We start from the raw sequence: 26,056 nt of genomic DNA, 5'->3' as shown, positions 1-26,056 counted from the left end.
AGCGCGTCACATCACAAGAGGGCAAACGTTGCCTGATGCGGCACTAGTTTGTGCGCAGGACAGGTACGCAGGCCCGTGGCGGCAGAGGCGCACGGGGGACGGGAGGTCGGGAAGAGTGTCGCTGCGCGGAGGTGACCCGGTCGAGATCGGCGGATATCCGCTTGAGGCTCGGCTCGGCTCGGGTGGCATGGGCACGGTCTTTCTGGCCCGTACGAGCTCGGGGCGGCCTGTCGCGATTAAGCTGATCCACCAGCAGTACGCGGGGGACGACGAGTTCCGCATCCGCTTCCGGCAGGAGGTGGCGGCCGCGAGGCGGGTGAGCGGTGCGTTCACCGCCGCCGTGGTCGACGCCGCCCCCGAGGCCGAGCAGCCGTGGATGGCGACGACCTATATCGAGGGGCACACGCTCGCCCAGCGCATCGCCATGAAGGGCCCGCTGAACGGGGCGGAGCTGAGGCGGCTCGCCATCGGGCTGGCCGAGGCGCTGCGTGACATCCACCGGGTGGGGGTCGTCCACCGTGACCTGAAGCCCTCGAACGTCGTGCTCTCGCCCGAGGGCCCACGCGTCATCGACTTCGGTATTTCGCGCGCCGTGGACCAGCAGACGCTGACGATGACGGGGCGGGTCATCGGCACGCCGCCCTTCATGTCGCCGGAGCAGTTGCAGGCGCCGCGTGGTGTGGGGCCGCGGTCCGATGTCTTCTCGCTGGGGACGCTGCTGGTGTACTCGGCGACGGGCCACGGCCCCTTCGACGCGGACAGCCCGTACATGACGGCGTACCAGGTGGTGCACGAGGAACCGTCGCTGGGCGCCGTGCCGGAGGCTCTGCGGGCTGTCGTCGAACCGTGCCTGGACAAGGAGCCCGAGGGGCGCCCCTCGGCGGACGAACTCCTCGTCCTGCTGCGGGACCTGCCGGCCGACCTCGGTGGGACCGAAGCGGAAGGGGCCGGCACGGGCCGCACCCGCGACATGATCACCCAGTATCACCTCTCGACGCGCGCCACCCCGGCGCCGAATGCCCCGACCACCTCCCCGGACGGTCCCGGTACGGGGAGCACCGGCACCCCCATCGGCCACCGTCTGCGTCGCCGATGGCGTCCCGTGCTCGCGGCCGCCGTCGCGGTGGCAGCGATCGGCGGCGGCGTCGCCACGCTGCAGGCCGGCGGCTTCGGCGGGAACGGCACCGGGACCATCAGCGCCGACAAGGGCAGCAACGTCGCGGCGCCGGGCGCCGCACTTCCGGACGGCTTCCGGCCGTGGCGCAAGACCGTGCCGGGCGGCCGTGCGGACATCCCCGACGAGCTGCGCTGCGTCGCGCGCGGCGACGCGCTGTTCTGCGGGGGCGGCGGTGTTGTCGCGACCCGCATCAGGGCCATGGACGGTTCGCGGGTGTGGACGGCGAAGAGTCCGGGCGTCCCCGTCCAGGGCTCGCACCTGGTGGGCGCCACCGACGACACGGTGCTCGGTTACCGCTTCGCCGCCCAGGACGCCCCGCAGGGCCCTCCCAGCGAGGTGGTGGCCGTCGACGCGGACGACGGGCGTGAGCTGTGGTCCGTGCCGTCCGGCGCCCAGTCGACAGCCGTCACGGGACGGAGTCAGGACGCCGTCGTGGTCGGCTCCACCGTCGTGACGGTCGACGCCTCCAACTCCCGCTTCGAGGCCCGGGACGCGCACAGCGGCGACGTCACCTGGACGACGTCGTTCCCCGCGGGCACGCTGTGCGCCCCCGTCCCGGTGGGCCCACAGCTCCTCGCGATGTGCGCGACGCACGCGGAGGTGGACGCCTCAGAGGTGCGCCACCCCACCCTGTACACGGTCGATCGCCCCTCGGGGAAGCTGGGCAGGCCCATCGCGGTCGACGGCCCCGCCGTGCCGACGGGCGTCGCCGACGGCAGGCTCGTCCTCCTCCAGGAGCACATCGAGGGCACCGCCTTGACCGGCTACGACGGGGTGGCACGGGTCGACCCGGCCGCGCGGAAGGTCACGTACTCCCGACTGGCCAAGACGTACGCGGGGACGCCCGGCATGGCGGACGGCACCGTCTACGTGAGCAGCCAGACCGGTCTCGTCACGGCGCTCGACCCCGCGACCGGCCGGAAGAAGTGGTCGCGGCAGATGGGCGTGGAGGGCGCGTCGGGTCCCGTCGCGGGAGCCGGTGCGCTGTATTTCAGCTCGGCCACCGGCCGGGTGGTCGCGCTGTCGCCGCGTGACGGCAAAACCCTGTGGACGACGGACCCGCAGGCCGATGGTCTGACGGGCGAGCAGGGGGCCGGCCCGCGCGTGACCGTCGCTGGGCGTGCGGTGATCGTGGCCGCGGACAAGAACACCCTCTTCGCCTTCGACACGCAGAAACCGCCGAAGTCGGGCTGACCACGACGGCACCCGCCCACCGCCCGCCTCCGCGCACCCCCGACCGACACCTGGCGCACGGCCTGCGGTGGCGGGGTGGGACGTACGCCCTGGCCGGTGTCCGGCACGGGAACATGATCCGTACGGTCGAACGATGTGATCACTCGATCGTGAGTTTTTCCGCTTTCGGGCCGGGTATGGCGCGATCCTCGGATGGACGGCGTGCGACCGGCGCCGTCTGGATGGGCACCGGGCGGGGGACACGGGATGACGCGGGAAGCGGAACAACGGAAGGGCCTGGACGGCCAGGCGGTACTGCTGATGGCAGGGCTGACCGATCTGGCCGTGAGCACGCTGGGCTCGGCCCTGGGGACGGTGCGGGGGCTGCTGCGCCGCTCGGACGCCGCGGAGCTGGTCGCGGAGGCCGAGCGCGATCTGACGGCGCGCGGGCGTCTGGTGCTGGACCGGTACGCGGCCGCCCCGCCGGCCCACCTGGAGATCCTGGCCCGGCGCGCCCTGGACCGGCAGGCAGGCCGGTGACGTCCGACCGGTGGGAGCCGGCCGCGTTCAAGACCCGCGTCGACGGGATACTGCACCGCTTCGTCGCCCAGGAGGCGGACCGGTTCGCGGAGATCGACCCGCTCCTGGCCCCGGTGGCCGAGCAGCTCGAGGCGGTGGTCGCGGACGGCAAACGGCTGCGGGCGGCGTTCTGCTACTGGGGCTGGCGCGCGGTGGGACAGCCGGACAACGACGCGCTGGTGCGGGCGGCGGCCTCCCTGGAACTGGTGCATGCCGCAGCGGTCGTGCACGACGACCTCATCGACGACAGCCCGTTGCGGCACGGGCGGCCCACCGCGCACATCGCCCTGCGCGCTGCCGTACGCCGTCGCCCGCGCGCCGACGCTGCCGCCAGGTCGCTGGCGATGCTGGTGGGAGACCTGCTGATGGCGCTGGCCGGGCAGCTCTTCACCGAGAGCGGGCTGCCCGCCGCGTATCTGGCCCGAGCCCGCCCGTTGTGGTCGGTGATGGCCCGCGAGCTGATCGCGGGCGAGTGCCTGGAGATCCTGCGCACCGGAGCCGGTCCGGACACCGCGGCGTCGCTGAAGGTCATCCGCTACAAGACAGCCAAGTACACCGTCGAGCAGCCCCTGCTCATCGGCGGGGCCCTGGCAGGGGCCGGGACGCGGCTGAGCGAGGGCTACCGCGCGTACGGGCTGCCGCTGGGCGAGGCCTTCCAGCTGAGGGACGACCTGCTCGGCCTGTTCGGCGACCCGGAACAGACCGGAAAGGCCAACGCCGACGATGTGCGCGGACACCGGCCCACGGCCCTGCTGGCAGAGACCTGGCGCCTCGCCGACGACGAAGAGCGGGAACGGCTGCGTACCCTCGTCGGCCGGCGCAACCCGGGCGCGCAGGAGGTGGAGGCGGTCCGCGAGATGATGCGCAGGCTCGGGGCCCCCGCCCGCATCGAGGGCATGATCAACGCACGGGTCGAGGAAGCGCTCGGCGCCCTCGACGAGTTGGACGTGCCGTCGCACGCCGCCGCTGCCCTCACCGCGCTGACACAGTCGGCGGCGCTCCGCCTGTCCTGACGCTCGCACCGGGGTGGCGCAAACCCGTGCCTCCCTCCGCCGCCGGCGCTCCCGCCGGCCGTGGACGATTCCGTGGAAAGCAAGGAACCCCGCCATGACCTACACCGAGGCATCGATGGACGCCCTGCGTCAGGGCGGTGACGAACTCGCCGACGCCACCGTCGCCGCACTCTTCGAACGCGGGGAGGTGGGCACGTTCAACACCCTGATGCGCTACGTCTCCACCGCCGGTGCCCCGCTGCCGGACGGGCTGCCCGACGTCGCACGCGAGTACCTCGATGCCACCCGTGTCCCACCGGCCTGGGTGGACTGGGAGGAGATGGAGAAGGCCCGGCTGTTCTTCATCGACAACAATCTGCACATCTCCACCGCACTGTCCTTCGCCTCCATGCCCGCCTGCTACGTCGTACCGCATGTGGCGAAGCTGCTGTCGGCCAGCCACGGGCTCAAGTACCCCTCCAAACGGATGGCGGAGACCGGGCAGTTCACCGTCTACCTGATGCAGCCCGACGCCTTCGAGGCCGGCAGCCGCTTCATCCCGGCAGCCCAGAAGGTCCGCCTCCTGCACGCCTCCATCCGCCACCACCTCACACGCGAGGACCGGTGGGACACCGAGGCGCTCGGAACGCCGATCTGTCAGGAGGACATGATCGGCGGGCAGATGTTCTTCTCGCTGCTCGTGCTGGACAGCCTGCACCGCCTGGGCATCCACATGTCGGTGGAGGGCGCGGAAGCGTACTACTACGCCTGGCGCGTCGTCGGTGCCATGCTCGGCATCGACCAGGACGCCGTCCCCGAGACCCTCGACGAGGCCCGCCAGTTCCTCGACCTGTACATGGTCCGGCACATGGGGCCTTCCGAGGAGGGCGCGGTCCTGACCGGGCAGCTCATCGACCTCTACGAGGAGGTGGTGCCCGGGACCCTGCTCGATCCGATCGTCTCCGCTCTCATCCGCTACCTCGTCGGAGACACCTGCGCCGACTGGCTCGCGGTGCCCCGCACGCCGTGGAGCACCGTCGTCAGGACGCTCCCGCACCTCCTCGGCCTGCTGGAGACCATCGAGGACCGCTCCCCGCTCGGCGCCTGGGCGCTGGACCGCCTCGGCCACCTCACCTCCGTCCTCGAACTGTCCTCCCTCACCCGCGGACGCGTCATGCACTACGCCATCCCGGAACAGCTCAAGAAGGACTACGGAGTCTCCGGCACGGTGCCCCGCACCCGCCGGTGGACCCCGCCGCCCGCCACGGTCGGTTGATGACCGCCGCGCTCGGACTGCCCGCAGGCATGACGAGAGCACACCGCGGGGCACGCGCCGTACGCGGGGAAGGGCCCAAGACAACATCAACAACTGGGCCGTACCAGCACCCTGCTCAACTCGCCGGACGAAGTGCTCACGCGGAAGGGAAAACCTGGGGTCAGCTCCGGTCTTGCTCGTACTGAGCTGCGTACCAACTGGAGTCGATGGCGGGGTTGCTCAGAGCTCCCCAGAACTGGTCGTCAGGTATCGGTGGCAGCGGCGGATTGCCCAGGTCCGCATGGAGATCCGCACGCCAGTCGACAGTGAAGTGACTCCGGATCTCCGCGCTCTCGCACACGGACCTGTAGGGGGATCCCCAGATCCCCAGGGCTATCTTCTCCGCGGCCCACCTGCGAGTGCTGTCTCGGCCGGTGTCGGCCTGCGCGAGCACCGCGCGCAGGCGCAGGGCGAGCGGATCGTTCTGGTCCGGCCGTGGCGGGGCCGCACCGCGCTCCCACGCGTTCAGGGCTTCCTCGACCTCCGGGTAGTTGTTCAGGCCTGTTTCGACCGCCAGTCTGCGCAGTTGCTTCCGCGCGGCCTCAACCACCTGTTCGCACGGCAGGATCGCGATCAGCGCACCGAGTCCCTCGTGCCCGTCCAGGTAGCTCACGTGGAGGAGGTCGGTGGGACCATGGGACAGGTCCAGCTCTGGAAGATGCTCATCCGGTGCGGGAAGGGGCTCGTCGGCACTGAACTCCGGCCTGGCAGGCAGAGGTCCCTCCCAGAACAGCCGGCCGTTGAACGTGACGACACCAGCTTCCTGGCCTCGCTCGAGCCGGCCGGCCAATTCGGCCAGATACCCACCCAGCGAGTCTGCCTCCCCGAAACCGGTGCCGGTCTCGTCGAAGAACCGCCCGATCGCGCCGAAGGTGTCCCGCCCAGTACGGCAGTCCATCAGAAGACCGTCCGACGTCACGTCGTGAGAACCGAACTTCACGTAGCCGTGAAGCCAGTAGCCCTCGGCCTCCCCGTCGAGGCCTTGGTCGATGCCGCGCATGAACCCGGTATCGCCGAGGATTCCGCTCACTTCGAGCAGCCGGTCGCCCGTGCTGAACCGGAACGCCTCAGGTCCCTCCAGCGCCCCGTTGTGTCGGAGGAGTGAAGCGACCAGGTCCGGAGGAAAGGTGACTCCGAGCTCCTCTTGCGCTGCCGCGATCTCGTCGTCCCCTGCGGGCGGCCGTAGCGTGGCGAAAGTGCGGGGTGCGTGCTCGCGCAGCCACGCGTCGATGCGAGTCCAGGAGGCCCGGACCAGGTCTGCTGTCATAGGGCTGACCCTAAAGTCCGCCACTGACAACTTGATCGTCGCTCATCGGTCTTGTCCGCCTTGTTGGCGTTCAGGCCAGTGGATTCGAGTGGATCCTTGTCCCGGCTCACCAAGCCGTCGGTACCGGATATTCCAGTGCCCGGCTTACGCGCTCACTCGCCAAGTGAAGTGCTCAGTCACACCAGAAGCGCGGTGCGGGGGCCTTATGCCTCCAAGACGCGGACGACATCCCCCGCCCGGCCCCTGTCGGTGACCCTGACCGTCATGCCGGACGGCGACGGCTGGACAGGTGTGCTCGCCCACCGGATCGGCGCAGCCGCCGACGGACTCGCCGAGGAACTGCTCGATCTGCTCCGCACCCTGGTCGAGCACCTCGACAACGACGTGCTCGACCTCTTGGAGGGCCGATGAGCGCGAATGCGGCTCCACTGGACGAGCGGGTTGACCGACACCTGCTGCGGATCGCGTTCATGCTGGTGCTCGGCACCTTCATGGCCACCCTGGACGCCACGATCGTCAGCGTCGGAATCGACACACTGACCGACGAGTTCGACGTCTCCGTCGCGGAGGTCCAGTGGGTCACCACCGCCTACCTGCTGGCCGTGGTCGCCGCCGTGCCCGCGTCCGGCTGGCCGGCCGACCGCTTCGGCGGCCGGTGGACGTGGCTCGCCGCGGTGGGCGTGTTCCTGCTCGGCTCGGTGCTGTGCGCGTCGGCCTGGTCGCCGCACTCCTCGCCCGCCGCCATGTGCCGGCGATACCGCCATCGAACCGGCCGACCCCGTTCGACCTGCGCGGAGCCCCGCTGCTCTCACCCGGCCTGGCCGTGCTGGTGTTCGGCCTGACCGAGGTCGCCCACGGCCGCACCGTCCCGGCCACCGTCGGAGTGTCCGTGGGGCCGGCGATGCTCGCCGGCTTCACCGTGCACGGCCTGCGGACCCGCGGCACCCCGCTGGTCGACCCCCGGCTGTCCGCCCGGCCCCCTTCGGCGCCGCCGCCGTCGCCCTGCTCGTCCTGGGCGCGTCGGTGTTCGGCACGATGTTCCTGCTGCCGCTGTACTGCCGGATCGCCGCGGGATGTCGGCCTGGGAGGCGGGGCTGCTCCTCGCACCCCAGGGGCTCGGCGCGGCGGCCGGGTCGGTGCTGGTCAACCGCACCATCAACAAGGCCGTGCCGAGAACCCTGGTGGTCGCCGGCATCGTGCTGATCCTCATCGGCACGGCCCCGTTCACCCAGCTCGGCCACGACCTCCCGGACACCGTGATCGCCGCGTCGCTCGCGCTCCGCGGCATCGGCATCGGCATGGTCGGCGCGCCCGTGATGAACATCGTCTACAGCCGCACCGAGCCCGAGCAACTCCCGCGTGCGTCCGGGGCGCTCAACCTCCTCAACACCGTGGGCGGCTCGGTCGGCACCGCCGCCCACGCCGTGGTCCTGCAGAACCGGCTGTCCGCCCGCGGCCCGGACGTCCCCGCGGCCTTCGGCGACACCTTCTGGCGGGTCCTCGGCTTCTGCCAGTTCCGCCGCCGCGGGGGCCACGAGACTGCCCCGGACCGGGGCGAGGGGGGCGTGATGGGCGCCCGCCGATCGCGAGGAGGCCTTGCGGGAGGGCCACCGTTTGTGACGCCGACGGGACAGCGGCCGTTTACAGCGAAGTCTTCTGTTCACCGGCCCTGATCCCGCGGAGTGTCCAGAGCCCGTACAGAGCCAGCAGTGGTTTGGCGACCATCCACTCGCCGGGGCGGTAGTCATCCGCACGCACGAGCTTCTCGGCCAGATCAGGGCGCTGTCGTCGCAGGTACACGCGGGCCTTGAACGCGTGAGCCGGCTGGGAGGCGATCTTGATGCGGTCGACGTCCTCAAGCAAGGGGATCACGTTCGTGATGTTCTCCCATGTCGTCGTACTTCGGCCTTCGAGGAGAACGGTGCCGTCGAACTCGAGCACCGACTTCGCGTACTCAGCCATCAACTGGGCCTCCGCAGTGCGGCTGCCGGCTGGACCGCCGCTGAAAATCACGCGAGTGTCTCGCACGTTGTCAGCGGCGACGGAGCGAACTCCGGCGCGGACTCGCCAGCGGTTGATGAAGTTGGCCGTCGATTGAGGGTTCCGGTAGCCCAACACGACCACGGCTTCGGATGCGCCCCCGCTGCTCCCCACGAGGGCTCGAGACCAGCGCCGGTTCAACCACTCGCCCCAGGCCAGGGCCGCGACCCCAGCCATCGCGAATCCTGTCCTTCGTCGCATCCGGCGACTTTAGGGCACCGCGCCCCCGGACGACATGCCTGCCACGTTCGGCCCAGCACACTTGCGCTCCGCGGAGCGATGCACAACATTGAGTAAGTCTTTGCCCGTGGCCGGAACGTGTTGCTCCGTCCGGCCCCGCGCCCCCGCCCGAGCGGGTGGGGTGCGGCGCGGCCCGTGACGACGTGGTCCCGTGCGGTGCGGCGGGCGGCCGAAAGGCTGCGGGTGGCGGGCCCCGTCGTGTTACGGCCACGTTGACCGTATGCAATGACAGGACGCACCCTCGATGCGTAACTGTGCAGTACATCTAGTTCGGCCAGGAGTGGCGCAGACCTCGAATCCGCTGTTCAGCTGTGGTTCCCGGGCCCCGGCCGACGACAGCACGCAGGAGGTAGCGCATGTGTGGCATCACCGGCTGGGTCTCCTTCGAACGCGACTTGCGGAGTGCGTCCGCGACCGTGGACGCGATGACGGAGACGATGTCCTGCCGCGGCCCTGACGACCGCGGCACATGGATCAACGGTCCGGCCGCCCTCGGGCACCGTCGGCTGGCGATCATCGACCTGCCCGGCGGGCGCCAGCCGATGACGGCCGACACACCGCAGGGCACGGTGGCCCTCGTCTACTCGGGCGAGACGTACAACTTCACCGAGCTGCGCCGTGAACTGACGGGGCGTGGTCACCGGTTCACCACGGACTCCGACACCGAGGTCGTGCTGCGCGGGTATCTGGAGTGGGGTGAAGCGGTGGCCGAGCGGCTCAACGGCATGTACGCGTTCGCCCTGTGGGACGGGCGCCACGACAAGCTCGTCATGATCCGCGACCGGATGGGCATCAAGCCCTTCTACTACTACGAGACCCCGGACGGCGTCCTGTTCGGCTCCGAGCCCAAGGCGATCCTGGCCAACCCGCTGGCCCGCGCCCGCGTCGGTCTCGACGGGCTGCGCGAACTCTTCGCGTTCGTCAAGACGCCCGGCCACGCCGTGTGGGACGGGATGCGCGAGGTCGAGCCGGGCACGGTTGTCACGGTCGACCGCAACGGCTTGCGCCGGCACGTCTACTGGCAGCTGGAGACCCGCCCGCACACGGACAGCAAGGACGACTCCATCGCCCATGTGCGGTCACTCCTCGACGACATCGTCCGGCGCCAGCTGGTCGCGGACGTACCGCGCTGCACACTGCTCTCCGGGGGTCTCGACTCCTCCGCCATGACGGCGATCGCCGCCCGTCAGCTTGCCGCGAACGGTGAGACGGTGCGCAGCTTCGCGGTCGACTTCGTGGGCCAGGCCGACAACTTCGTCGCCGACGAGCTGCGCACCACCCCCGACACGCCGTACGTGCACGACGTCGCACGGGCATCGGGCACCGACCACCGTGACATCGTGCTGGACTCGCACGCGCTGGCCGACCCCGAGGTGCGGGCCCAGGTGATCCGGGCCCGGGACATCCCGATGGGCTTCGGAGACATGGACGCCTCGCTGTACCTCCTGTTCCGTTCCATCCGCGAGCACTCGACCGTCGCGCTCTCCGGGGAGTCGGCCGACGAGGTCTTCGGCGGGTACCTGCAGTTCTTCGACGAGGAGGCGCGGCGCGCCAACACGTTCCCCTGGCTCGTGCGCTTCGCTCAGCACTTCGGTGACGACTCCGATGTGCTGAGGCCCGATCTGACGGCCGCCCTCGATCTCCCGTCGTACATCCAGGACAGCTACGACAGTGCGGTCGCCGGGGTCCAACGGCTGGACGGCGAGAGCGATTTCGAGTTCAGGATGCGCAAGATCTGCAATCTGCACCTGACGCGCTTCGTGCGTGTTCTGCTCGACCGCAAGGACCGGGCGAGCATGGCGGTCGGGCTCGAAGTGCGCGTGCCCTTCTGCGACCACCGCCTCGTCGAGTACGTGTACAACACGCCTTGGTCGCTGAAGTCCTTCGACGGCCGGGAGAAGTCCCTGCTGCGCGAGGCGACGGCGGACGTGCTGCCGAAGTCGGTCTACGACCGGGTCAAGAGCCCCTACCCCTCCACCCAGGACCCCAAGTACGCGCTCGCCCTGCAGGGGCACGCCAAGGACCTGCTGGCGCAGCCCTCACATCCGGTCTTCGACCTCGTCGACCGCGACCGGGTCGCGCGCGCTGCGCGGCACGACGCACCGCAGATCACCCAGGCGTCCCGGCGCGGCCTGGAGCGCACGCTGGACCTGGCGCTGTGGCTCGACCTCTACAAGCCGGAGATCTCGCTCCCCTGAGCGGCTCCGCACCGACGCGGCGCCGGTGAACGCGTCGAGGGACCTCCGGGGCACGGACGCCTCGGGGGTCCCGGGCTGTCCGGATCAGCCGCCGGCGCAGTCGGGGCACAGGCCCCGGTAGGTCACCTCGGCCTCGGAGACGGTGAAGCCGAACCGTTCGGAGGGCGGCAGCCCGGCCAGCGGGTCGGTGTCGGGGTGGACGTCCCGGATGGTGCCGCACGCGGAGCACACCAGGTGCTGGTGCGGGTGGTGCGCGTTCGGGTCGTAGCGCCTGGCCCGGCCGTCGGTGCCCACCTCGATCACCTCGCCGAGCGAGACCAGTTCGCCGAGCGTGTTGTACACGGTGGCGCGCGAGATCTCCGGCAGCAGGGCGGTGGCGCGTTCGAGTACCTCGTCCGCCGTGAAGTGGACGTGCTCGCCGGCGAGGACCTCGGCAACCACCCGGCGCTGCGCGGTCATGCGCCAGCCACGTCCACGAAGCCGTTCCAGCAGGTCACTCATGCCCACCAGCCTAACTGTGCGTTGTCCGACGAATGATGTGTGCAGAACCGTCTGCCGTATTGACTTGGACTAGGTCCATCGTAGGATCGGTTCCGGCTGACAGCCAAGGGACAGGTCGACAGCAGGAGAAATTGAGTGGCTTCAGGAGACGGGTGCGCTCACGTGGGCATCCGGTCCGCGATGCCACCGTCCTGGGCTGCATGCCCCCGAGCCGCAGCCCCCTGAGTTTCACCACCTTCAGCTCCCTCACCCTCAGTTCCCTCACCCTCAGTTCCCTCACCCTCAGTTCCCTCACCCTCAGTTCCCTCACTCTCAGTTCCGCCACCCTCAGTTCCACAGCAACGTGATCCGCCCCGTCCGGAAGGATTTCCATGACTGAGAACCACGACGCGATCGTCACCGACCCGAAGGCGGAGGAGGTCTCCGGCTGCCCGGTGGCGCACGGTCGTGCGCCGCACCCGACCCAGGGCGGCGGAAACCGCCAGTGGTGGCCGGAGCGGCTCAACCTGAAGATCCTCGCCAAGAACCCCGCCGTGGCCAATCCTCTCGGCGAGGAGTTCGACTATGCCGAGGCCTTCAAGACCCTCGACCTGCCGGCCGTCAAGCGGGACATCGCCGAGGTGCTCACCACCTCGCAGGACTGGTGGCCCGCCGACTTCGGCAACTACGGCCCCTTCATGATCCGGATGGCCTGGCACAGCGCCGGCACCTACCGGATCAGTGACGGCCGCGGCGGTGCCGGAGCCGGCCAGCAGCGCTTCGCCCCGCTCAACAGCTGGCCGGACAACGCGAGCCTCGACAAGGCACGCCGGCTGCTGTGGCCGGTCAAGAAGAAGTACGGCAAGAACCTCTCGTGGGCCGACCTCATCGTCCTCACCGGCAACGTCGCCCTGGAGTCGATGGGCTTCAAGACCTTCGGCTTCGGCGGCGGCCGCGCGGATGTGTGGGAGCCCGACGAGGACGTCTACTGGGGCCCCGAGACCACCTGGCTCGGTGACGACCGCTACACCGGTGACCGAGAGCTGGAGAACCCCCTCGGCGCGGTCCAGATGGGCCTCATCTACGTCAACCCCGAAGGCCCCAACGGCACTCCGGACCCGATCGCCGCGGCCCGCGACATCCGTGAGACGTTCCGCCGCATGGCGATGAACGACGAGGAAACCGTCGCCCTGATCGCCGGCGGCCACACCTTCGGCAAGACCCACGGCGCCGGCCCGGCTGACAACGTCGGCCCGGACCCGGAGGCCGCCCCGCTGGAGCAGCAGGGCCTCGGCTGGCAGAGCACGTACGGCACCGGCAAGGGTGCCGACGCGATCACCAGCGGGCTCGAGGGCATCTGGACGAACACCCCGACCACGTGGGACAACAGCTTCTTCGACATCCTCTTCGGGTACGAGTGGGAGCTGTTCAAGAGCCCCGCAGGCGCACAGCAGTGGCGACCGAAGGACGGCGCCGGTGCGGACACCGTCCCCGACGCCTTCGACGCGTCGAAGACCCACGCACCGACCATGCTGACGACCGACCTCTCGCTCCGGTTCGACCCGGCCTACGAGGAGATCTCGCGGCGCTTCCACCAGGACCCCGACGCGTTCGCCGACGCCTTCGCCCGCGCCTGGTTCAAGCTGACCCACCGCGACATGGGACCCGTCGTGCGCTACCTCGGTTCCGAGGTCCCGGCTGAGACACTGGTGTGGCAGGACCCGCTCCCGGAGCGGACGTACGAGACGGTCGACACCGCGGACGTCGCCTCCCTCAAGGCCCGCATCCTCGAATCGGGCCTGTCGGTCTCCGAGCTCGTCTCCACCGCGTGGGCGGCGGCCTCCTCCTTCCGCGGCAGTGACAAGCGCGGCGGTGCCAACGGCGCCCGCATCCGCCTGGAGCCGCAGAACACGTGGGAGGTCAACGACCCGGACCGGCTGGCGACGGCGCTGCGTACCCTCCAGGGCATCCAGGAGTCCTTCAACGCCGACCGGTCCGGCGGCAAGCAGGTCTCGCTCGCCGACCTCATCGTGCTCGCCGGTGCCGCGGGTGTCGAGAAGGCGGCCAAGGACGCCGGCTTCGACGTCGAGGTGCCCTTCGCGGCCGGACGCGTCGACGCGTCGCAGGAACAGACCGACGTGGAGTCGTTCGTCGAGCTGGAGCCGGCCGCCGACGGGTTCCGCAACTACCTCGGCAAGGCCAACCGGCTGCCGGCCGAGTACCTGCTGATCGACCGGGCGAACCTGCTGACCCTGAGCGCCCCCGAGCTGACGGTTCTCGTCGGCGGGCTCCGGGTGCTCGGCGCGAACCACCAGCAGTCCTCGCTCGGGGTCCTCACCGACACCCCCGGGGTGCTGACCAACGACTTCTTCGTCAACCTGCTCGACCTGGGCACGACGTGGAAGGCGACCTCCGCGGACGCCACCACCTTCGAGGCCCGCGACGCCTCCGGCACGGTGAAGTGGACCGGCAGCCGCGCCGACCTCGTCTTCGGGTCGAACTCGGAGCTGCGCGCGGTCGCGGAGGTCTACGCGAGCGACGACGCCAGGGAGAAGTTCGTGAAGGACTTCGTCGCGGCGTGGGACAAGGTCATGAACCTGGACCGGTTCGACCTCGTCTGATCACCACGAACGGGCCGTCGCGGCAAGGAAACCCCCTTGCCGCGACGGCCCGTTCCGTTCGGGTGACTCAGGCCGTGGCCACCGCGAAGACGTGGATCACACCGCCGTCCGTGGTGGACGGCAGGGTCACGCTCGCGAGCTGCTTCCCCGCCTGGAGCGCGATCGGTGCGGTGGCGAAGACCTCGGTACCCACCGGGTCCGTACCGCCGCCCTGGACGTCGCGGTACGTGGTGTGGACGGCGACCGTGTTGCCGAACGACGGCTGCTGCGCGCCGCCGCCCAGCGTCCAGTCGCTGAAGCCGATCTCCGCCTGCTGCGTGGTGCCGTCGGTGTACGTCAGCGTGGCCCGACCGGAGGCCTCGCCCTCGGCCGCGCTGCCCAGCAGGCTGAGCCGGGTGTCCCCGGAGGCGGACGGAACCTTCAGCACCTGCGGTTCGGTCCCGGCCACCTCGATGTTGTCCGGGTCGCCCGCGCCCACCTCGGGCCAGCCGAAGTCGAAGCCGCCGGACGAGACCGTCTCACCCGGTGCCGCGCCCGCAGCGGCGAGTGCCTTGGCCGAGTAACTCCAGCCCTCACCGTCGAAGTTGGCCTGCGGATTGTCGTCGTCGGTGGAGACAGCGGTGCTGTTGCGGTTCCACAGCATGCTGTTCCGCTCGGCGACGGTCACCGCGGCCGATGTCCTCGGCAGCTCCTCTCCCGCGGACGACTTCAGGGTCACCGGGACCGTGTAGTGGCCCTCGGCCGTGTCCGCCGCGGCCGACACGGTGAGCTCCGCACTCACCGAACCGCGTGCCGGGACCGTGAAGTCGCCCTCGGACGGGGTGACGGTGACACCGGCCGGGGCCTTGGCCGTCCAGTGCACGGTGGTGGCCCTCGTCTCGATGCTCCGCACCTTGACGGTCGTCTTCGCACTGCCGGAACCCGGCTCGACCTTCAGTTGCTCGGGGGTGGCACCGGTGAAGTACTTCAGACCGCCGCCGGGGAAGGACGGCGGAGCGTCGGCCTTCGCGGTGCCCCAGGTCTTGTCCGCCGTCGAGCCCAGGGTGTAGTCGAGCCTGCCGCCGCGGGTGACGAGCGAGGCGGGGACCCACGGCTTCGTGGACGTCCGGCCGTTGACCTTCAGGCCGTGGATGTAGGAGTTGTCCGCCGAGGCGGCAGGTGCGTCGACCGTGATCGTCTTCCCGTGCCCGGTGTGCACCACCGCGTGCGGGAACAGGGGAGCGGAGAGGATGAGATCGGCCCGGCTCGGGTTCTGCGGGTACATGCCCAGCGCCGAGAACACGTACCAGGACGACATGGTTCCCGCGTCGTCGTTGCCGGGGATGCCGCCCGGGGTGTCGGTCCACAGCTGGTCCAGCTCCGCGCGGACCGTCTCCTGCGTCTTGTACGGAGCCCCCAGGTAGTCGTACAGGTAAGGGGCGTTGATGTCCGGCTCGTTGGTCGCGTCGTAGCGCGTGTCGTCCTTCGCCGAGAAGTCGAACTTCCCGTCCGGCGTGCGGAAGAAGGCGTCCAGCCGCTTCACCGCCTGGTCGTCACCGCCCATCGCGCCGGCCAGGCCCGCCACGTCCGAGTACACCATCCAGGTGTACCGCGCGCTGGACCCCTCGACGAAGCCGCTGCCGGTACCCGGCGTGAAGGTGCCCGCCCAGGTGCCGTCGGCCTTGCGGTCGCGTATGTAGCCGCCCTGTGGGGTGGCGTTGGCGTCGAAGACGTTCGTCCAGTTGCCCGAGCGGTCCAGGAACCTCTTCGCGTCGGCGGTCCGCCCGGTCTGCCGGGACAGCTCGGACAGGCCGTAGTCGGCCGCCGCGTCCTCCAGGGTCTCGGCCGCGCCACCCCAGCAGTGGCAGTTGTCCGCAGGCACGTAACCGAGCTCCAGATACTTGTCGAGCGCGGGCCGCTGGCCCACGCACTCGACGTTGCAGCCGGAGCTGTCCGAGTCGTTCGCCGTGGGCACCGTCGCCGCCCGTACCAGGGACTTCAGGGCGCCCTTGACGTCGAAGTCATGGCCGCCGAAGGCGTAGATCCCGGCGAGAGCCGCATCCGACGGGTCGCCCGACATCACGCTCGTCTTGCCGTTCTCCAGCAGCCAGCGGTCCCACTCGCCGCCGCGCTGCCCCGCATAGTTGTACAGCGACTGCGCGTAGTCGCTGCCGGCCCGCGGATTGAGCAGCGTCATGAGCTGCACCTGCGCGCGGTACTGGTCCCAGCCGGAGAAGGTGCCGTACTGGGCCTTCTGGCCCTTGGCGAGCCGGTGCGGCTTGCGGTCGGCGCCGAGATAGCGGCCGTCCACGTCGCTGGTCAGGGTGGGTTCCAGCATGGAGTGGTAGAGCGCGGTGTAGAAGGTGGCGCGCTGGGCGTCGGTGCCGCCGCCCACCTCGACCGACCTCAGCGTCCTGTTCCAGACCTCGGCGGCCCGGTCCCTGACGGAGTCGAAGGTCTCGCGGGGCCCGTTCTCGGTCCGGAGGTTGGCCTCGGCGTTCCGCGGGCTGACGTAGGAGACGGCGACCTTGGCCCCGGCCTCGGTGGTCCCGTCGGCGAAGGTGATGTACGCGCCCGAGCCCTTGCCCTCCACGGCGTTGCCGGACGAGCTGTACCCCGTACCGCCGGAGGCCGTGGTGGAGCCGGACCTGACCGTGCCGTCCGTCCAGGTGCCGGTCTTCGCGAACGCCTTGTCGAAGTGCGCGGTGAAGTAGAGCGTGTAGAGGTCCTTGCGGTTGTTCGCGCTCTGCGGACCGCAGAAGTTGCCCGCTGTGACGGAACCCGTCACGGTCCGGGCCGCCTTGTCGATCTTCACGGTGGCGTCGGTGCTGCCGCTCTCCGAGTTCGACGTGCGGAAGAGCATGCTCGCGGGCTTGCCCGCCGGGAAGCCGAACTTCCCGGAGCCGGTGCGGGCGGTGGTGGTGAGCGCCGCGGACGCGCCGCTTGCCAGGCCGACCTTGTAGTAGCCGGGCGACGCCGTCTCGTCGCTGTGCGAGAAGGTGTCGGCGTACTTCGCGTCGGTGGTGTCCGCGCTGGGCGAGGAGTCGACGTCACCCACGTACGGCATGATCGGGATGTCACCGTTGGCGCCGGAGCATCCGACGCCGTTGAGATGGGTGAGGCTGAAGCCTCGGATCTTCGTGGCGTCGTACTGGTAGCCGCCGGGAGCGGGGGTCGAGACCTGCTTCCCCTTCGAGTTCTGCGGACTCCAGGCCAGCATGCCGAACGGCTGCACCGCGCCCGGATAGGTGTTGCCCGCGTGGGACGTGCCGATCAGCGGATTGACGTACGACACGGGGTTCTTGACGGTGCCGTGCGGCGATGCCGCGGAGGCGGGGGCGGCCGTGGTGGCGGTCCCCAGCGCGGCCATGGCGGCGACCGCGACGGAGCTGATGACTCTGAGTCCGGTGTGCGTCCGGTGGTTGTGCGTGTCTGACACCGTTCCTGCCCTTCGTGTGTGACGAGCGGTCAACGCGGCGGGAGCGGGCCCGCCGTGACCACTCCGGAACGGCGTCGCTCCGACAACGTTGTCAACGACGTGAGGATGCTCCTCCTGCCGATCCGGGGTGTCAAGGATTCCCGGAATCCTGCCGTCCGCACCGGTCGGGCCGTGGGGGAGGGGGTACGCGCACGAACGGTGCATGGCCCACGCGCGGCCGCCGTGAGCTGGGCGGTCCCGCGGGCGGCGCCGGTTTACGGGACGGGGGATCAGTGACTACCGTGCGGGGAATGTTCCGCAGCCACTCCATTCCCGTAAACCCTCTAAGACGAGCAATAGTGCGTGCGGGTTCCACCGTTGAGGGGGGAAATACGTGAGTGAGTCACTGCGGCCGTCCGGGCATCGGGCGGCGGCGCTCCTGCCCGGACCGCAGACGGCCGAACGGGACGAGCGGTCGGCGCGATCAGCCTCCCCGGAGCCGGTGGCACCCGCCGGGACCGGCGGCCGCGGGGCGCGTGACGCGTTCTTCGACAACGCCAAGTACCTGGCGATCGTGCTGGTCGCGATGGCACACGCGTGGGAGCCGCTGCGGGGTGACAGCCGCGCCGCGGCCGCCCTGTACATCACGGTCTACACGTTCCACATGCCGGCGTTCATCGTCATCTCCGGCTACTTCTCGCGCAGCTTCGACGCGAGCCCGAACCGGGTCAAGCGGCTGGTCACCGGTGTGGCCGTGCCCTATGTGATCTTCGAGGTGGCGTACACCGTCTTCAAGTGGATCGCCGACGACGACCCGGGCTACCCGATCAGCCTGCTGGATCCGTGGTACCTGACGTGGTTCCTCGTCGCGCTGTTCATCTGGCGGCTGACCACGCCGCTGTGGAAGAACGTCCGGTGGCCGCTGTCGCTGTCCCTCGCGATCGCGATCCTGGCGGCGGTGTCGCCCGACATCGGGGACGACCTCGACCTGCAACGCGTGCTGCAGTTCCTGCCGTTCTTCGTACTCGGCCTGGTCCTCGGGCCCGAGCACTTCCAGCTCGTCCGCCGCCGGGAGGCCCGGATCCTGGCGGTGCCGGTCTTCGCCGCCGCGCTGGCCTTCGCCTACTGGGCGGCTCCCCGTATGAACGCGGCCTGGTTCTACCGCCGCGACAGCGCCCAGGAGCTGGGGGCGCCGGGCTGGACCGGCGCCGTCATGACGCTTGCCATGTTCGGCTGCTCGGTGGTCCTGGTCGCCTGCTTCCTCGCGTGGGTGCCGCGCCGCAGGACGTGGTTCACGGTCCTCGGCGCGGGCACGCTGTACGGCTACCTCCTGCACGGGTTCCTCGCCAAGGGCTCCCGCTTCTGGGGCTGGTACGACGCGCGGTGGCTCGACACGCCGCTCGGCGAGATCACGGTGACCCTGATCGGCGCCGCGGTGATCACCGTGCTCTGTACGCCACCGGTGCGGCGTATCTTCCGGTTCGCGATGGAGCCGGAGATGGCGTGGGCCTTCAAGGCGCCACGGCCGGACGCCGGGGTGTCGCGCCCCGGATCGTCCCGGGGGAGCGGCGGGTAGGGCCCGGCCGGGTCCCGCGGGTTCGTCGGAGCGCGAGCCGAGTGGGCGTGCCGCGTACGGACGGCGGCACGCCCGGGACCCTGAGGCCTACAGGTCGAATTCGTTCGGCGTGATGCCGGCCGCGAAGCAGGCTTCGCGGACCACGGCGCGCTCGGTGGTGTCGAAGTCGCCGTCGGCGCCGCCGATGACGATGCCGATCTGGATGACCGCGCGGGCCTCGGTGGGCTTCTTGCCGACCTTGCCGATGGTCTGGAGGAGGCTGACCTTCCCGAACTCGAAGTCGGAGGTCAGCTGCTGGCAGTAGTCGTTGAACCGGCGCTGCAGATCCTCGGCGGGGAAGTTCTGAAGCACTTCGTTGCCCGCGATCAGAGCAGCCACCCGCTGCCGCTCGGTGAGGTCGATGGAGCCGTCGGCAGCGGCCACGAGGGCGCACATGGCCATGCTCGCGTCGCGGAAGCCACCGCTCTTCAGGTCGTTCTTCTTGGCGTTGAGCTGCGTCTGCATCGTCGAGGCCGATTCCTTGATGCGGTCCCACAGTGCCATGCGAAATACTCCAGGGTCGGTCGTAGTGGTGAGTGCCGGCGGGCAGGTCCTACAGGTGCGCGGCGACGGCCGGCATCAGGTCCTGGAACGTGCGCCCCTCGGCCGGGCTGCCGATGGCCGTCATCTGCCATCCCGCGCCCGCCCGCTGGACCTTGGCCATGATCTGCGCGGTGTGGCGTCCGCCGCCGGTCAGCGTGTACCGCGCCAGTTCCTGCCCGGTCGTCTCGTCGACCAGACGGCAGAAGGCGTTGTCGACCTCCTCGAAGGTCTGGCCGGTGAACGAGTTCACGGTGAAGACGATCTGGTCGACATGGGCCGGAACGCGCTGCAGGTCGACGACGATCGACTCGTCGTCGCTGCCCTCGCCCGCGCCGCCGACGCGGTTGTCACCGGTGTGCCGCACCGATCCGTCGTCGCTCGTCAGGTGCTGGAAGAAGACGACGTCCTGCGGGGCCTGGCCGGCGAAGAGCACGGCGGAGGCGTCGAGGTCGATCTCACGGGCGGTCAGCCGGGCGAGGAACCCCCTGCGGGGCGCGGACTTCCAGCCCAGCCCCATGCGGACGACGGTGAGTTCCCCGCCGCCGGACTTGGTGAGGCTGATCTGCTGGCCCTTGGTCAGATTGACGGTCATGGCTCCACTTTCGGCAGGGGGTGGTACGAGGGTGACCCGGACCGGGTCAGAGGCTGACTCCGAAGTCGGCGACGATGCCGCTGAGTCCGGCGGCGTATCCCTGGCCGACGGCGCGGAACTTCCACTCGGCGCCGTTGCGGTACAGCTCGCCGAAGACCATGGCGGTCTCGGTGGAGGCGTCCTCACTGAGGTCGTAGCGGGCGATCTCGGCCCCGCCCGCCTGGTTGACCACGCGGATGTATGCGTTGCGGACCTGCCCGAAGCTCTGGCCCCGGCCCTCCGCGTCGTGGATCGAGACGGGGAACACGATCTTGGCGACGTCGGCCGGTACGGCGGCGAGGTCGACCTTGACGATCTCGTCGTCGCCCTCGCCCTCGCCGGTGAGGTTGTCGCCGGTGTGCTCGACCGAACCGTCGGGGCTCTTCAGGTTGTTGTAGAAGACGAACTGGTCGTTCGAGGGGACCTTCCCGGCCTCGTCGCACAGCAGGGCGCTGGCGTCCAGGTCGTAGTCCGTGCCGGTGGTCGTGCGGACGTCCCAGCCCAGTCCGACGAGGACCGCCGTAAGTCCCGGGGCCTCCTTGGTCAGTGAGACGTTTCCGCCCTTGGCGAGGCTCACACCCATGTCTTCTCCCTCTACGCATCGTTGCGCCCACGCGTGACCGGGCGGGCACCGAATGACAGCACCTGAAATCTACAGCACTGTAGAGTTTGCGTGCGTGGGTGCGGCCCCGGGCTCCGCCGGGCCCACGAGACATCGGGGCGGCCGGGTAATATGCCCCGGCGCCCGGCATGTGAACGAGCTGTCGGGCAGTCGCGTGAAAGGGGCCGCGTCGTGGGTGCGGAGAAGGACGGCCGGCCGGGGGAGCCGCGGGCCCGCCGGCGCGGGCAGGGCGAACTGGAGACCCAGGTGCTGACCGTGCTGGGCGGGGCGAGCGAGCCCGTCAACGCGGCATGGGTGCAGGAGCGTCTCGACGGTGGTCTGTCGTACAGCACGGTCATCACGATCCTGACCCGGCTGCTCGACAAGCAGGCAGTCACCCGTACGGGTTCGGGGCGTCCGGTGCTGTGGCAGTCGACGGCGAACGGGGCTGGTCTCACCGCCTTTCGGATGCGCCGGCTCCTCGACCAGCGGGACGACCGGGACGCGGTGCTCTCCAGCTTCGTCTCCGCGCTGTCGCCGGACGACGAGGATCTGCTGCGGTCGCTGCTCGGCGAGAGCGGCCCCGGCCCGGCCGGCCCGCCCGCGGACGAATCGGAGAGTTGACCGATGGGTGTCTTCGTCTGTCTGCCCCTGGTCCTGCCACTCACGGCGCTGCCCATCGCACGCCTGGCGGAGCAGCACCTGCACCCGCGAAGCGCCGCCCGTCTGCTCGCGACCATCGCCGTGATCCTGGCGTCGTGCAGCACCCTGTGCCTCGGTCTGCTGGTGGTGGTCGGCACGGCCCAGCTGCCCGGCAACCCGCTTCCTGACGGCTGGTCCGACGACGAGGTCAGGAAGGCCGTTCCGCACGACAGGTTCGTCGGCAAGACGGCGATCGCCGCGCTCGCGGCGGTGGCCGTGGCGTGCACGGCCACCGTATGGCGCCACTACCGTTTCCGTTCCCGCGCGCACCGGACACTGGCAGGGCTGTCGACGACGGCCGAAGTCGCCGTGCTGCCCGACGCCGTGCCCTACGCGTACGCCCTGCCGGGCTCGCCCGGCAGGATCATGGTCTCCTCCGCGATGCTCGACTGTCTGACGCCGGCCGAGCAGCGGGCGCTCCTCGCGCACGAGCGGGCCCATCTCGCCGGCCGGCACCACCGCTTGCTGCTCGCCGTTCAGCTGGCCGGGTGCGCGAACCCGCTGCTGCGGCCGCTGCGTGCGGCCATCACCTACAGCACGGAGCGCTGGGCCGACGAGGAGGCCGCCGTCACCACCGGGGACCGGCGGCTCACGGCCCGTACGGTCGGCAAGGCGGCGATCATCTCGCACCGGGCCGCCACCGAGACCGTCCCGGCGTTCGCCGCGGCCGGCCCCGTCCCCCGGCGGGTCGCCGCGCTGCTGGGCCCGGTGCCGCCGGAGCAGGGCTGGCCACCGGTACACACCCCGACGGGGATCGCGGCGTCCGTCGCCGCGGTGGGAACGGCCCTGTCCACGCTGTCCTCGCTGAACGCGGCCTTCGCGCTCTTCGTCGCACTCGAAGCGGCGACGCCGCTGTAGCCGCCCGGCCGCCCGGACCGCAGGCCCCGGCGGCCGCACTCCGCCGGGGCCACTGGTGCGGCCGGTTCCCCGCCCCGGCGCGCCGTCAGCGCAGCGACTCGGGCAGCTTCTCCCGGTGGACGATGCCCAGGCGCTGCGTGGCACGGGTGAGCGCCACGTACAGATCGCTGGTTCCGAACCGGGCGGGCTCCACGACCAGCACATGGTCGAATTCGAGCCCCTTGGCCTGCCGCGGGTCGAGCAGCACCACCGGGCGCGCCAGATCGGGTTCGGCACCGGCCGTGACTCCGTCCAGCGGCGCCGCGATCTCCTCGTGGAGCGCCGCCGGCGCGATCACCGCGAGGCGTCCCTCGTCGGGCGTCAGCTCCGAGACCGCCTGCGCCACCGCACCCGCCAGATCCTCCCCGGACTCCCTCGTCCACGGCACCTCGCCGGTGGACCGCACCGAGCCCGGCGGCTCGAAGGAGGGGTCCTCGGCCCGGACGACCCCGGCGGCCAGCTCCATGATCTCGGCAGGTGTCCGGTAGTTGACGTTGAGCGTGGCGTGTTCGAAGCGGTCACCGACGTACGGCGCCAGGATCTTCTCCCACGAGCCGACGCCTGCCTCCTCGGAGGTCTGCGCGGGGTCCCCGACCAGGGTCATCGCGCGGGTCGGCGAACGCCGCATCAGCAGCCGCCACGCCATGGGCGACAACTCCTGCGCCTCGTCGACGATGATGTGGCCGAACGCCCAGGTCCGGTCGGCGGCGGCGCGCTCCGCCGCGCTGCGGTGGTCGGCCTCCTCCTGCCGGTCCGCCATCCGTTCGGCGTCGATGATGTCGTGCGCGGCGAGCGTCTCGGACTCCTCGTCCTCGAACTCGTACGACTCCGACCCCCTCGACAGCTCCAGAACGCCCTGTGCGTACGCGATCCGCTCCTGGCGCTCGGCCTCGGCGGCGGCCCGCTCGGCGCTGTCGTCGACCCCGAGGAGTTCGGCCACCTCATCGAGCAGCGGGACGTCGGCCGGTGTCCAGTTCCCTTCGCCGGGCGTACGCCGGATGGCTTCGGCGTCCTCGGCCGGTACGTACACGGGACCGGCCAGATAGTCGGTGAGGAACCGCTCCGGGGTGAGCGGTGGCCACAGCTCGTCGACGGCGGCGTGCACCTCCTTGCTGAGGGCGACGTTCCTGCCGAGCTGGGCGATGTCGTCGGGACCGAGGAAGTTGGGACCACCGTGCGGGTCGGCGCCGATGCGCTCGGTGAGCTGCGAGGTGAGGGCGTCGATGATCCGGAACGCGAAGTGCGGGCGGGCGAGGTTGTGGGGCAGGCGGGTGTCGCGGGCCGCCTGCCGGGCCTCGTACGCGATCTCCCAGTCGAGGACGAGGTCGCCGTCGTCGTGCGCGATGACCAGCGGGGCGCCGGGCTCGGGCAGTTGCTGCCGGTCGCGGACGGCGAGGGCGAGTGCCTCCGCCATCGCCTCACCGCCCTTGACGGCTGCGGCGCGGCCGGTGTCGGTGCCGTCGGCGTGGACCCCGGGGAAGAGCTCGGCCTGGGTGGCGAGCAGGACACCGGTCTCACCGAGCGCGGGCAGCACCTCGCCGATGTAGCGCAGGAAGGCCGGGTTGGGGCCCACGATCAGGACGGCGCGCTTGGCGAGCAGCTCGCGGTGCTCGTACAGCAGGAAGGCCGCCCGGTGCAGCGCCACCGCTGTCTTGCCGGTGCCGGGTCCGCCCTCGACGACGAGCACACCGCGGTGCGGGGCGCGGATGATGCGGTCCTGCTCCGCCTGGATGGTCCGCACGATGTCGCCCATGCGGCCGGTGCGGGCGGAGTTCACGGCGGCGAGCAGCACGGCGTCGCCGCTCGGGTCCTCGAAGCCGGTACGCTCCCGGTCCCCGACGTCGAGGATCTCGTCGTGCAGCTCGGTAACGACGCGGCCCTCTGTGGTGATGTGCCGGCGCCGGCGCAGGCCCATGGTCGTGTGACCGGTGGCGAGATAGAAGGGGCGGGCCACGGGCGCGCGCCAGTCGATCAGCAGAGGGGTGTGTGCGGTGTCGTCCTCACGGATTCCGACCCGGCCGATATGGTGCGCCGTTCCGCTGGAGAGGTCGATCCGGCCGAAACACAGCGAGCCGTCCACGGCATTCAGGGCAGCCAGCAGACCTGAGCGTTCGGCGACGAGCACATCGCGTTCGAGACGGGCCTGCAGACCGGTTCCGACCGGCGTCAGCGCGTCCTGGACGTGCTGGGCGGCTACTCCGCGCAGCGCATCGACACGGTCGTAGAGCCGGTCGATGAATTCCTGCTCCCCCTGCAATTCGGAGCGTTCCCGAGTTGACAAAATGGCTCCCTGCCGGATAAGGTTTTGCTTAGTGGCCCCCGGTGAGGGGCCTTTTCTGTGGGCGCACAGAAACACTCAATATACTCGGGAGAATCCCCGGTCCGCAATTGCGGACCGGGGATTCCTTGTGCCGCCGGACAGTCGTTCCTCCTGCTCCGGACGGTTCCGCGGGGGTTGTGGTGTGGGTCAGTTCCAGCGGTCCTGGTTGATGAAGTGGCTGAAGCCGCGCCAGGAGTTGGGGCCCATCTCGCCGTCGATGGGGCCGGTGTAGCCGTTCTGGGCGGCGAGGCGCTGGAGAGCGGCCCAGGTATTCGTGCCGGGATCCCCGTCGATGGGTCCGGTGTAGCCCCAGTTCCGCAGGTTCTGCTGGAGCGCGGCGTAGGTGTGGGGCCCGGGGACCCCGTCGATCGGGCCGGTGTAACCCGACTCGATCCGCAGCCAGTTCTGCGTCCGCTGCCACATCACCGGACCGGGAACACCGTCCTCCTCCGTCGACGTCTTCGGCAGCCCACCACCTGACGGCGGGTCGGTCGGCTCGGTGGGATCGAACGCCCAGGAGCGCGCGCGGCTGACGTCTACGGGGGACACGCCGCCGGCGGAGCCCACAGACGCGTACTGGTGGGCGGCCCAGTCGGGGTAGTGGCCGCCGAGGTCGGGTGCGCCGGGCCAGGTGCCGTCGTTGGCTCCCCAGGAGGCCGCCCACAGGTGGGCGCCGGCGGCGATGGTGGCGGTCCAGGTGCTCGCGCAGAGCGCCCGTGCTGATGTAGAACCAGGGCACGTAGCTTCCGACGCGTGCGCGCACCCGGTTGAACCAGGCGGCCACATCGGCGTCGTTCCACAGACGGGTGGAGTCGTCGAGTACCTCGACGTCCAGCGCGAGCACGTCACCGACGCGGTAGTCGTGCAGGTGGTCCACGAAGTAGTCGGCCGCGGCGACGGGGCTGAGGAAGTCTCCCGACATCCAGTAGTGGCCCACCCGTAGTCCCGCGGCGCGGGCGCCGTCGATGTGGCCGGGATACGAGGACGAGGTGTAGGGGCCCTCGGCGAGCTGGCATCCGCCGGCCTTGACGATGACGAACTGCCGTCCTTCCGCGGCGACGCGGGCGTAGTCGATGCCGACCTGGTTGTTCGAGACGTCCAGGCCCTCCAGGTCGGCCGCCTGGGTGCGGGGCGGGCCGGCGGCGGTCGCGGTACCGGTGGCCGTGAGCAGCCCGGCCGGGGCCAGGGCCGTCGCCACGGCGGCGCGAATCAGGTCTCTCCTGCGCATGTTTCCTCCGGTGTGGGGGGTGGGGCTCCCGGCAGTGGGT

Annotated in this window: 21 protein-coding genes and 1 pseudogene; 12 read left to right on the top strand and 10 right to left on the bottom strand. The window is 70.5% G+C overall.

The annotated features are described in order from the left end of the window. Nucleotides 1-115 precede the first annotated feature (115 nt). From ACIQM0_RS09875 to ACIQM0_RS09860, 4 genes are all read left to right on the top strand, one after another. Nucleotides 116-2,371, top strand: a complete 2,256-nt coding sequence (locus ACIQM0_RS09875; protein WP_401285343.1) for a protein kinase — start codon at nucleotides 116-118, stop codon at nucleotides 2,369-2,371. A 246-nt stretch (nucleotides 2,372-2,617) separates the two neighbouring features. Continuing rightward, nucleotides 2,618-2,890, top strand: coding sequence for a polyprenyl synthetase (locus tag ACIQM0_RS09870; RefSeq protein ID WP_401285340.1), 273 nt, complete (start codon nucleotides 2,618-2,620; stop codon nucleotides 2,888-2,890). Continuing rightward, on the top strand, nucleotides 2,887-3,942 hold the full coding sequence (locus ACIQM0_RS09865) for a polyprenyl synthetase family protein (protein ID WP_401285337.1): 1,056 nt from the start codon (nucleotides 2,887-2,889) through the stop codon (nucleotides 3,940-3,942). Before ACIQM0_RS09870 ends, ACIQM0_RS09865 begins: the two co-directional genes overlap by 4 nt. Nucleotides 3,943-4,036: 94 nt before the next feature. Beyond that, complete coding sequence (locus tag ACIQM0_RS09860) at nucleotides 4,037-5,197, top strand: oxygenase MpaB family protein (protein ID WP_401285334.1); 1,161 nt, start codon at nucleotides 4,037-4,039, stop codon at nucleotides 5,195-5,197. A gap of 160 nt (nucleotides 5,198-5,357) precedes the next feature. Here ACIQM0_RS09860 and ACIQM0_RS09855 read toward each other — a convergent pair whose 3' ends face one another. Then, complete coding sequence (locus tag ACIQM0_RS09855) at nucleotides 5,358-6,503, bottom strand: SMI1/KNR4 family protein (protein ID WP_401285331.1); 1,146 nt, start codon at nucleotides 6,501-6,503, stop codon at nucleotides 5,358-5,360. A 264-nt stretch (nucleotides 6,504-6,767) separates the two neighbouring features. Here ACIQM0_RS09855 and ACIQM0_RS09850 point away from each other — a divergent pair, with 264 nt between their 5' ends. From ACIQM0_RS09850 to ACIQM0_RS09840, 3 genes are all read left to right on the top strand, one after another. Then, a complete protein-coding gene (locus ACIQM0_RS09850; protein WP_401285328.1) occupies nucleotides 6,768-6,914 on the top strand; it encodes a hypothetical protein in 147 nt (48 codons plus the stop codon). Further along, nucleotides 6,911-7,345: an MFS transporter gene (locus ACIQM0_RS09845; RefSeq protein ID WP_401285325.1), complete on the top strand. Its 435-nt coding sequence runs from the start codon at nucleotides 6,911-6,913 to the stop codon at nucleotides 7,343-7,345. The genes ACIQM0_RS09850 and ACIQM0_RS09845 overlap by 4 nt, the downstream gene beginning before the upstream one ends. Nucleotides 7,346-7,576: 231 nt before the next feature. Continuing rightward, nucleotides 7,577-8,176, top strand: a complete 600-nt coding sequence (locus tag ACIQM0_RS09840; RefSeq protein ID WP_401285322.1) for an MFS transporter — start codon at nucleotides 7,577-7,579, stop codon at nucleotides 8,174-8,176. Here ACIQM0_RS09840 and ACIQM0_RS09835 read toward each other — a convergent pair. Beyond that, on the bottom strand, nucleotides 8,145-8,744 hold the full coding sequence (locus ACIQM0_RS09835; RefSeq protein ID WP_401285319.1) for a YdcF family protein: 600 nt from the start codon (nucleotides 8,742-8,744) through the stop codon (nucleotides 8,145-8,147). The genes ACIQM0_RS09840 and ACIQM0_RS09835 overlap by 32 nt on opposite strands. 395 nt (nucleotides 8,745-9,139) lie before the next feature. On the opposite strand from ACIQM0_RS09835, the gene asnB reads away from it, so the two are divergent. Then, complete coding sequence (gene asnB / locus ACIQM0_RS09830) at nucleotides 9,140-10,981, top strand: asparagine synthase (glutamine-hydrolyzing) (RefSeq protein WP_401285316.1); 1,842 nt, start codon at nucleotides 9,140-9,142, stop codon at nucleotides 10,979-10,981. A gap of 84 nt (nucleotides 10,982-11,065) precedes the next feature. On the opposite strand, the gene ACIQM0_RS09825 is transcribed toward asnB, so the two are convergent. Beyond that, the gene (locus ACIQM0_RS09825) at nucleotides 11,066-11,482 is read right to left on the bottom strand and encodes a Fur family transcriptional regulator (RefSeq protein WP_401285313.1); all 417 of its coding nucleotides are present in this window, start codon (nucleotides 11,480-11,482) and stop codon (nucleotides 11,066-11,068) included. Between the two features lie 371 nt (nucleotides 11,483-11,853). Between ACIQM0_RS09825 and katG the strand changes: the two genes are divergently transcribed. After that, a complete protein-coding gene (gene katG / locus ACIQM0_RS09820) occupies nucleotides 11,854-14,082 on the top strand; it encodes a catalase/peroxidase HPI (protein ID WP_401285310.1) in 2,229 nt (742 codons plus the stop codon). Between the two features lie 67 nt (nucleotides 14,083-14,149). Here katG and ACIQM0_RS09815 read toward each other — a convergent pair whose 3' ends face one another. Continuing rightward, on the bottom strand, nucleotides 14,150-17,431 hold the full coding sequence (locus ACIQM0_RS09815) for a GH92 family glycosyl hydrolase (protein ID WP_401285795.1): 3,282 nt from the start codon (nucleotides 17,429-17,431) through the stop codon (nucleotides 14,150-14,152). A 550-nt stretch (nucleotides 17,432-17,981) separates the two neighbouring features. Between ACIQM0_RS09815 and ACIQM0_RS09810 the strand changes: the two genes are divergently transcribed. After that, nucleotides 17,982-19,055 (top strand): acyltransferase family protein, encoded by a 1,074-nt coding sequence (locus ACIQM0_RS09810; RefSeq protein ID WP_401285794.1) that lies wholly within the window; start codon nucleotides 17,982-17,984, stop codon nucleotides 19,053-19,055. Nucleotides 19,056-19,142: 87 nt separating this feature from the next. Here the strand turns inward: ACIQM0_RS09810 and ACIQM0_RS09805 are convergent, their stop codons facing one another. From ACIQM0_RS09805 to ACIQM0_RS09795, 3 genes are read right to left on the bottom strand one after another with little or no spacing between them, the layout of a single operon-like run. Then, complete coding sequence (locus tag ACIQM0_RS09805; RefSeq protein WP_401285307.1) at nucleotides 19,143-19,598, bottom strand: tellurite resistance TerB family protein; 456 nt, start codon at nucleotides 19,596-19,598, stop codon at nucleotides 19,143-19,145. A gap of 49 nt (nucleotides 19,599-19,647) precedes the next feature. Further along, complete coding sequence (locus ACIQM0_RS09800) at nucleotides 19,648-20,229, bottom strand: TerD family protein (RefSeq protein ID WP_401285304.1); 582 nt, start codon at nucleotides 20,227-20,229, stop codon at nucleotides 19,648-19,650. A gap of 46 nt (nucleotides 20,230-20,275) precedes the next feature. Next, entirely contained in the window at nucleotides 20,276-20,851 is a 576-nt protein-coding gene (locus tag ACIQM0_RS09795) for a TerD family protein (RefSeq protein WP_401285301.1), read from the bottom strand. A 210-nt stretch (nucleotides 20,852-21,061) separates the two neighbouring features. Here ACIQM0_RS09795 and ACIQM0_RS09790 point away from each other — a divergent pair, with 210 nt between their 5' ends. Both ACIQM0_RS09790 and ACIQM0_RS09785 read left to right on the top strand, forming a co-directional pair. After that, a complete protein-coding gene (locus ACIQM0_RS09790; protein WP_401285298.1) occupies nucleotides 21,062-21,493 on the top strand; it encodes a BlaI/MecI/CopY family transcriptional regulator in 432 nt (143 codons plus the stop codon). Nucleotides 21,494-21,496: 3 nt separating this feature from the next. Continuing rightward, a complete protein-coding gene (locus tag ACIQM0_RS09785; RefSeq protein ID WP_401285295.1) occupies nucleotides 21,497-22,429 on the top strand; it encodes a M56 family metallopeptidase in 933 nt (310 codons plus the stop codon). Nucleotides 22,430-22,514: 85 nt separating this feature from the next. Here the strand turns inward: ACIQM0_RS09785 and ACIQM0_RS09780 are convergent, their stop codons facing one another. From ACIQM0_RS09780 to ACIQM0_RS09770, 3 genes and pseudogenes are all read right to left on the bottom strand, one after another. Next, nucleotides 22,515-24,725, bottom strand: coding sequence for a HelD family protein (locus tag ACIQM0_RS09780; protein ID WP_401285793.1), 2,211 nt, complete (start codon nucleotides 24,723-24,725; stop codon nucleotides 22,515-22,517). 210 nt (nucleotides 24,726-24,935) lie between these two features. Continuing rightward, the gene (locus tag ACIQM0_RS09775; RefSeq protein WP_401285811.1) at nucleotides 24,936-25,337 is read right to left on the bottom strand and encodes a peptidoglycan-binding protein; all 402 of its coding nucleotides are present in this window, start codon (nucleotides 25,335-25,337) and stop codon (nucleotides 24,936-24,938) included. Nucleotides 25,338-25,545: 208 nt separating this feature from the next. Next, nucleotides 25,546-26,016: pseudogene (locus ACIQM0_RS09770) on the bottom strand (GH25 family lysozyme); the annotation flags it as partial. Between the last annotated feature and the right edge of the window lie 40 nt (nucleotides 26,017-26,056).

Origin of the sequence: Streptomyces sp. NPDC091387 (assembly GCF_044756945.1) — a bacterium.
Classification (GTDB): domain Bacteria; phylum Actinomycetota; class Actinomycetes; order Streptomycetales; family Streptomycetaceae; genus Streptomyces.
This window is presented reverse-complemented; position numbering and strand designations above follow the sequence as displayed.

Coding starts and splice junctions, on each gene's coding strand:
- ACIQM0_RS09870 (WP_401285340.1), top strand. CDS start 2,618: ATGACGCGGGAAGCGGAACAACGGAAGGGCCTGGACGGCCAGGCGGTA.
- ACIQM0_RS09860 (WP_401285334.1), top strand. CDS start 4,037: ATGACCTACACCGAGGCATCGATGGACGCCCTGCGTCAGGGCGGTGAC.
- ACIQM0_RS09855 (WP_401285331.1), bottom strand. CDS start 6,503: ATGACAGCAGACCTGGTCCGGGCCTCCTGGACTCGCATCGACGCGTGG.
- ACIQM0_RS09850 (WP_401285328.1), top strand. CDS start 6,768: ATGCCGGACGGCGACGGCTGGACAGGTGTGCTCGCCCACCGGATCGGC.
- ACIQM0_RS09845 (WP_401285325.1), top strand. CDS start 6,911: ATGAGCGCGAATGCGGCTCCACTGGACGAGCGGGTTGACCGACACCTG.
- ACIQM0_RS09840 (WP_401285322.1), top strand. CDS start 7,577: ATGTCGGCCTGGGAGGCGGGGCTGCTCCTCGCACCCCAGGGGCTCGGC.
- ACIQM0_RS09835 (WP_401285319.1), bottom strand. CDS start 8,744: ATGCGACGAAGGACAGGATTCGCGATGGCTGGGGTCGCGGCCCTGGCC.
- asnB (WP_401285316.1), top strand. CDS start 9,140: ATGTGTGGCATCACCGGCTGGGTCTCCTTCGAACGCGACTTGCGGAGT.
- ACIQM0_RS09825 (WP_401285313.1), bottom strand. CDS start 11,482: ATGAGTGACCTGCTGGAACGGCTTCGTGGACGTGGCTGGCGCATGACC.
- katG (WP_401285310.1), top strand. CDS start 11,854: ATGACTGAGAACCACGACGCGATCGTCACCGACCCGAAGGCGGAGGAG.
- ACIQM0_RS09815 (WP_401285795.1), bottom strand. CDS start 17,431: ATGGCCGCGCTGGGGACCGCCACCACGGCCGCCCCCGCCTCCGCGGCA.
- ACIQM0_RS09805 (WP_401285307.1), bottom strand. CDS start 19,598: ATGGCACTGTGGGACCGCATCAAGGAATCGGCCTCGACGATGCAGACG.
- ACIQM0_RS09800 (WP_401285304.1), bottom strand. CDS start 20,229: ATGACCGTCAATCTGACCAAGGGCCAGCAGATCAGCCTCACCAAGTCC.
- ACIQM0_RS09795 (WP_401285301.1), bottom strand. CDS start 20,851: ATGGGTGTGAGCCTCGCCAAGGGCGGAAACGTCTCACTGACCAAGGAG.
- ACIQM0_RS09785 (WP_401285295.1), top strand. CDS start 21,497: ATGGGTGTCTTCGTCTGTCTGCCCCTGGTCCTGCCACTCACGGCGCTG.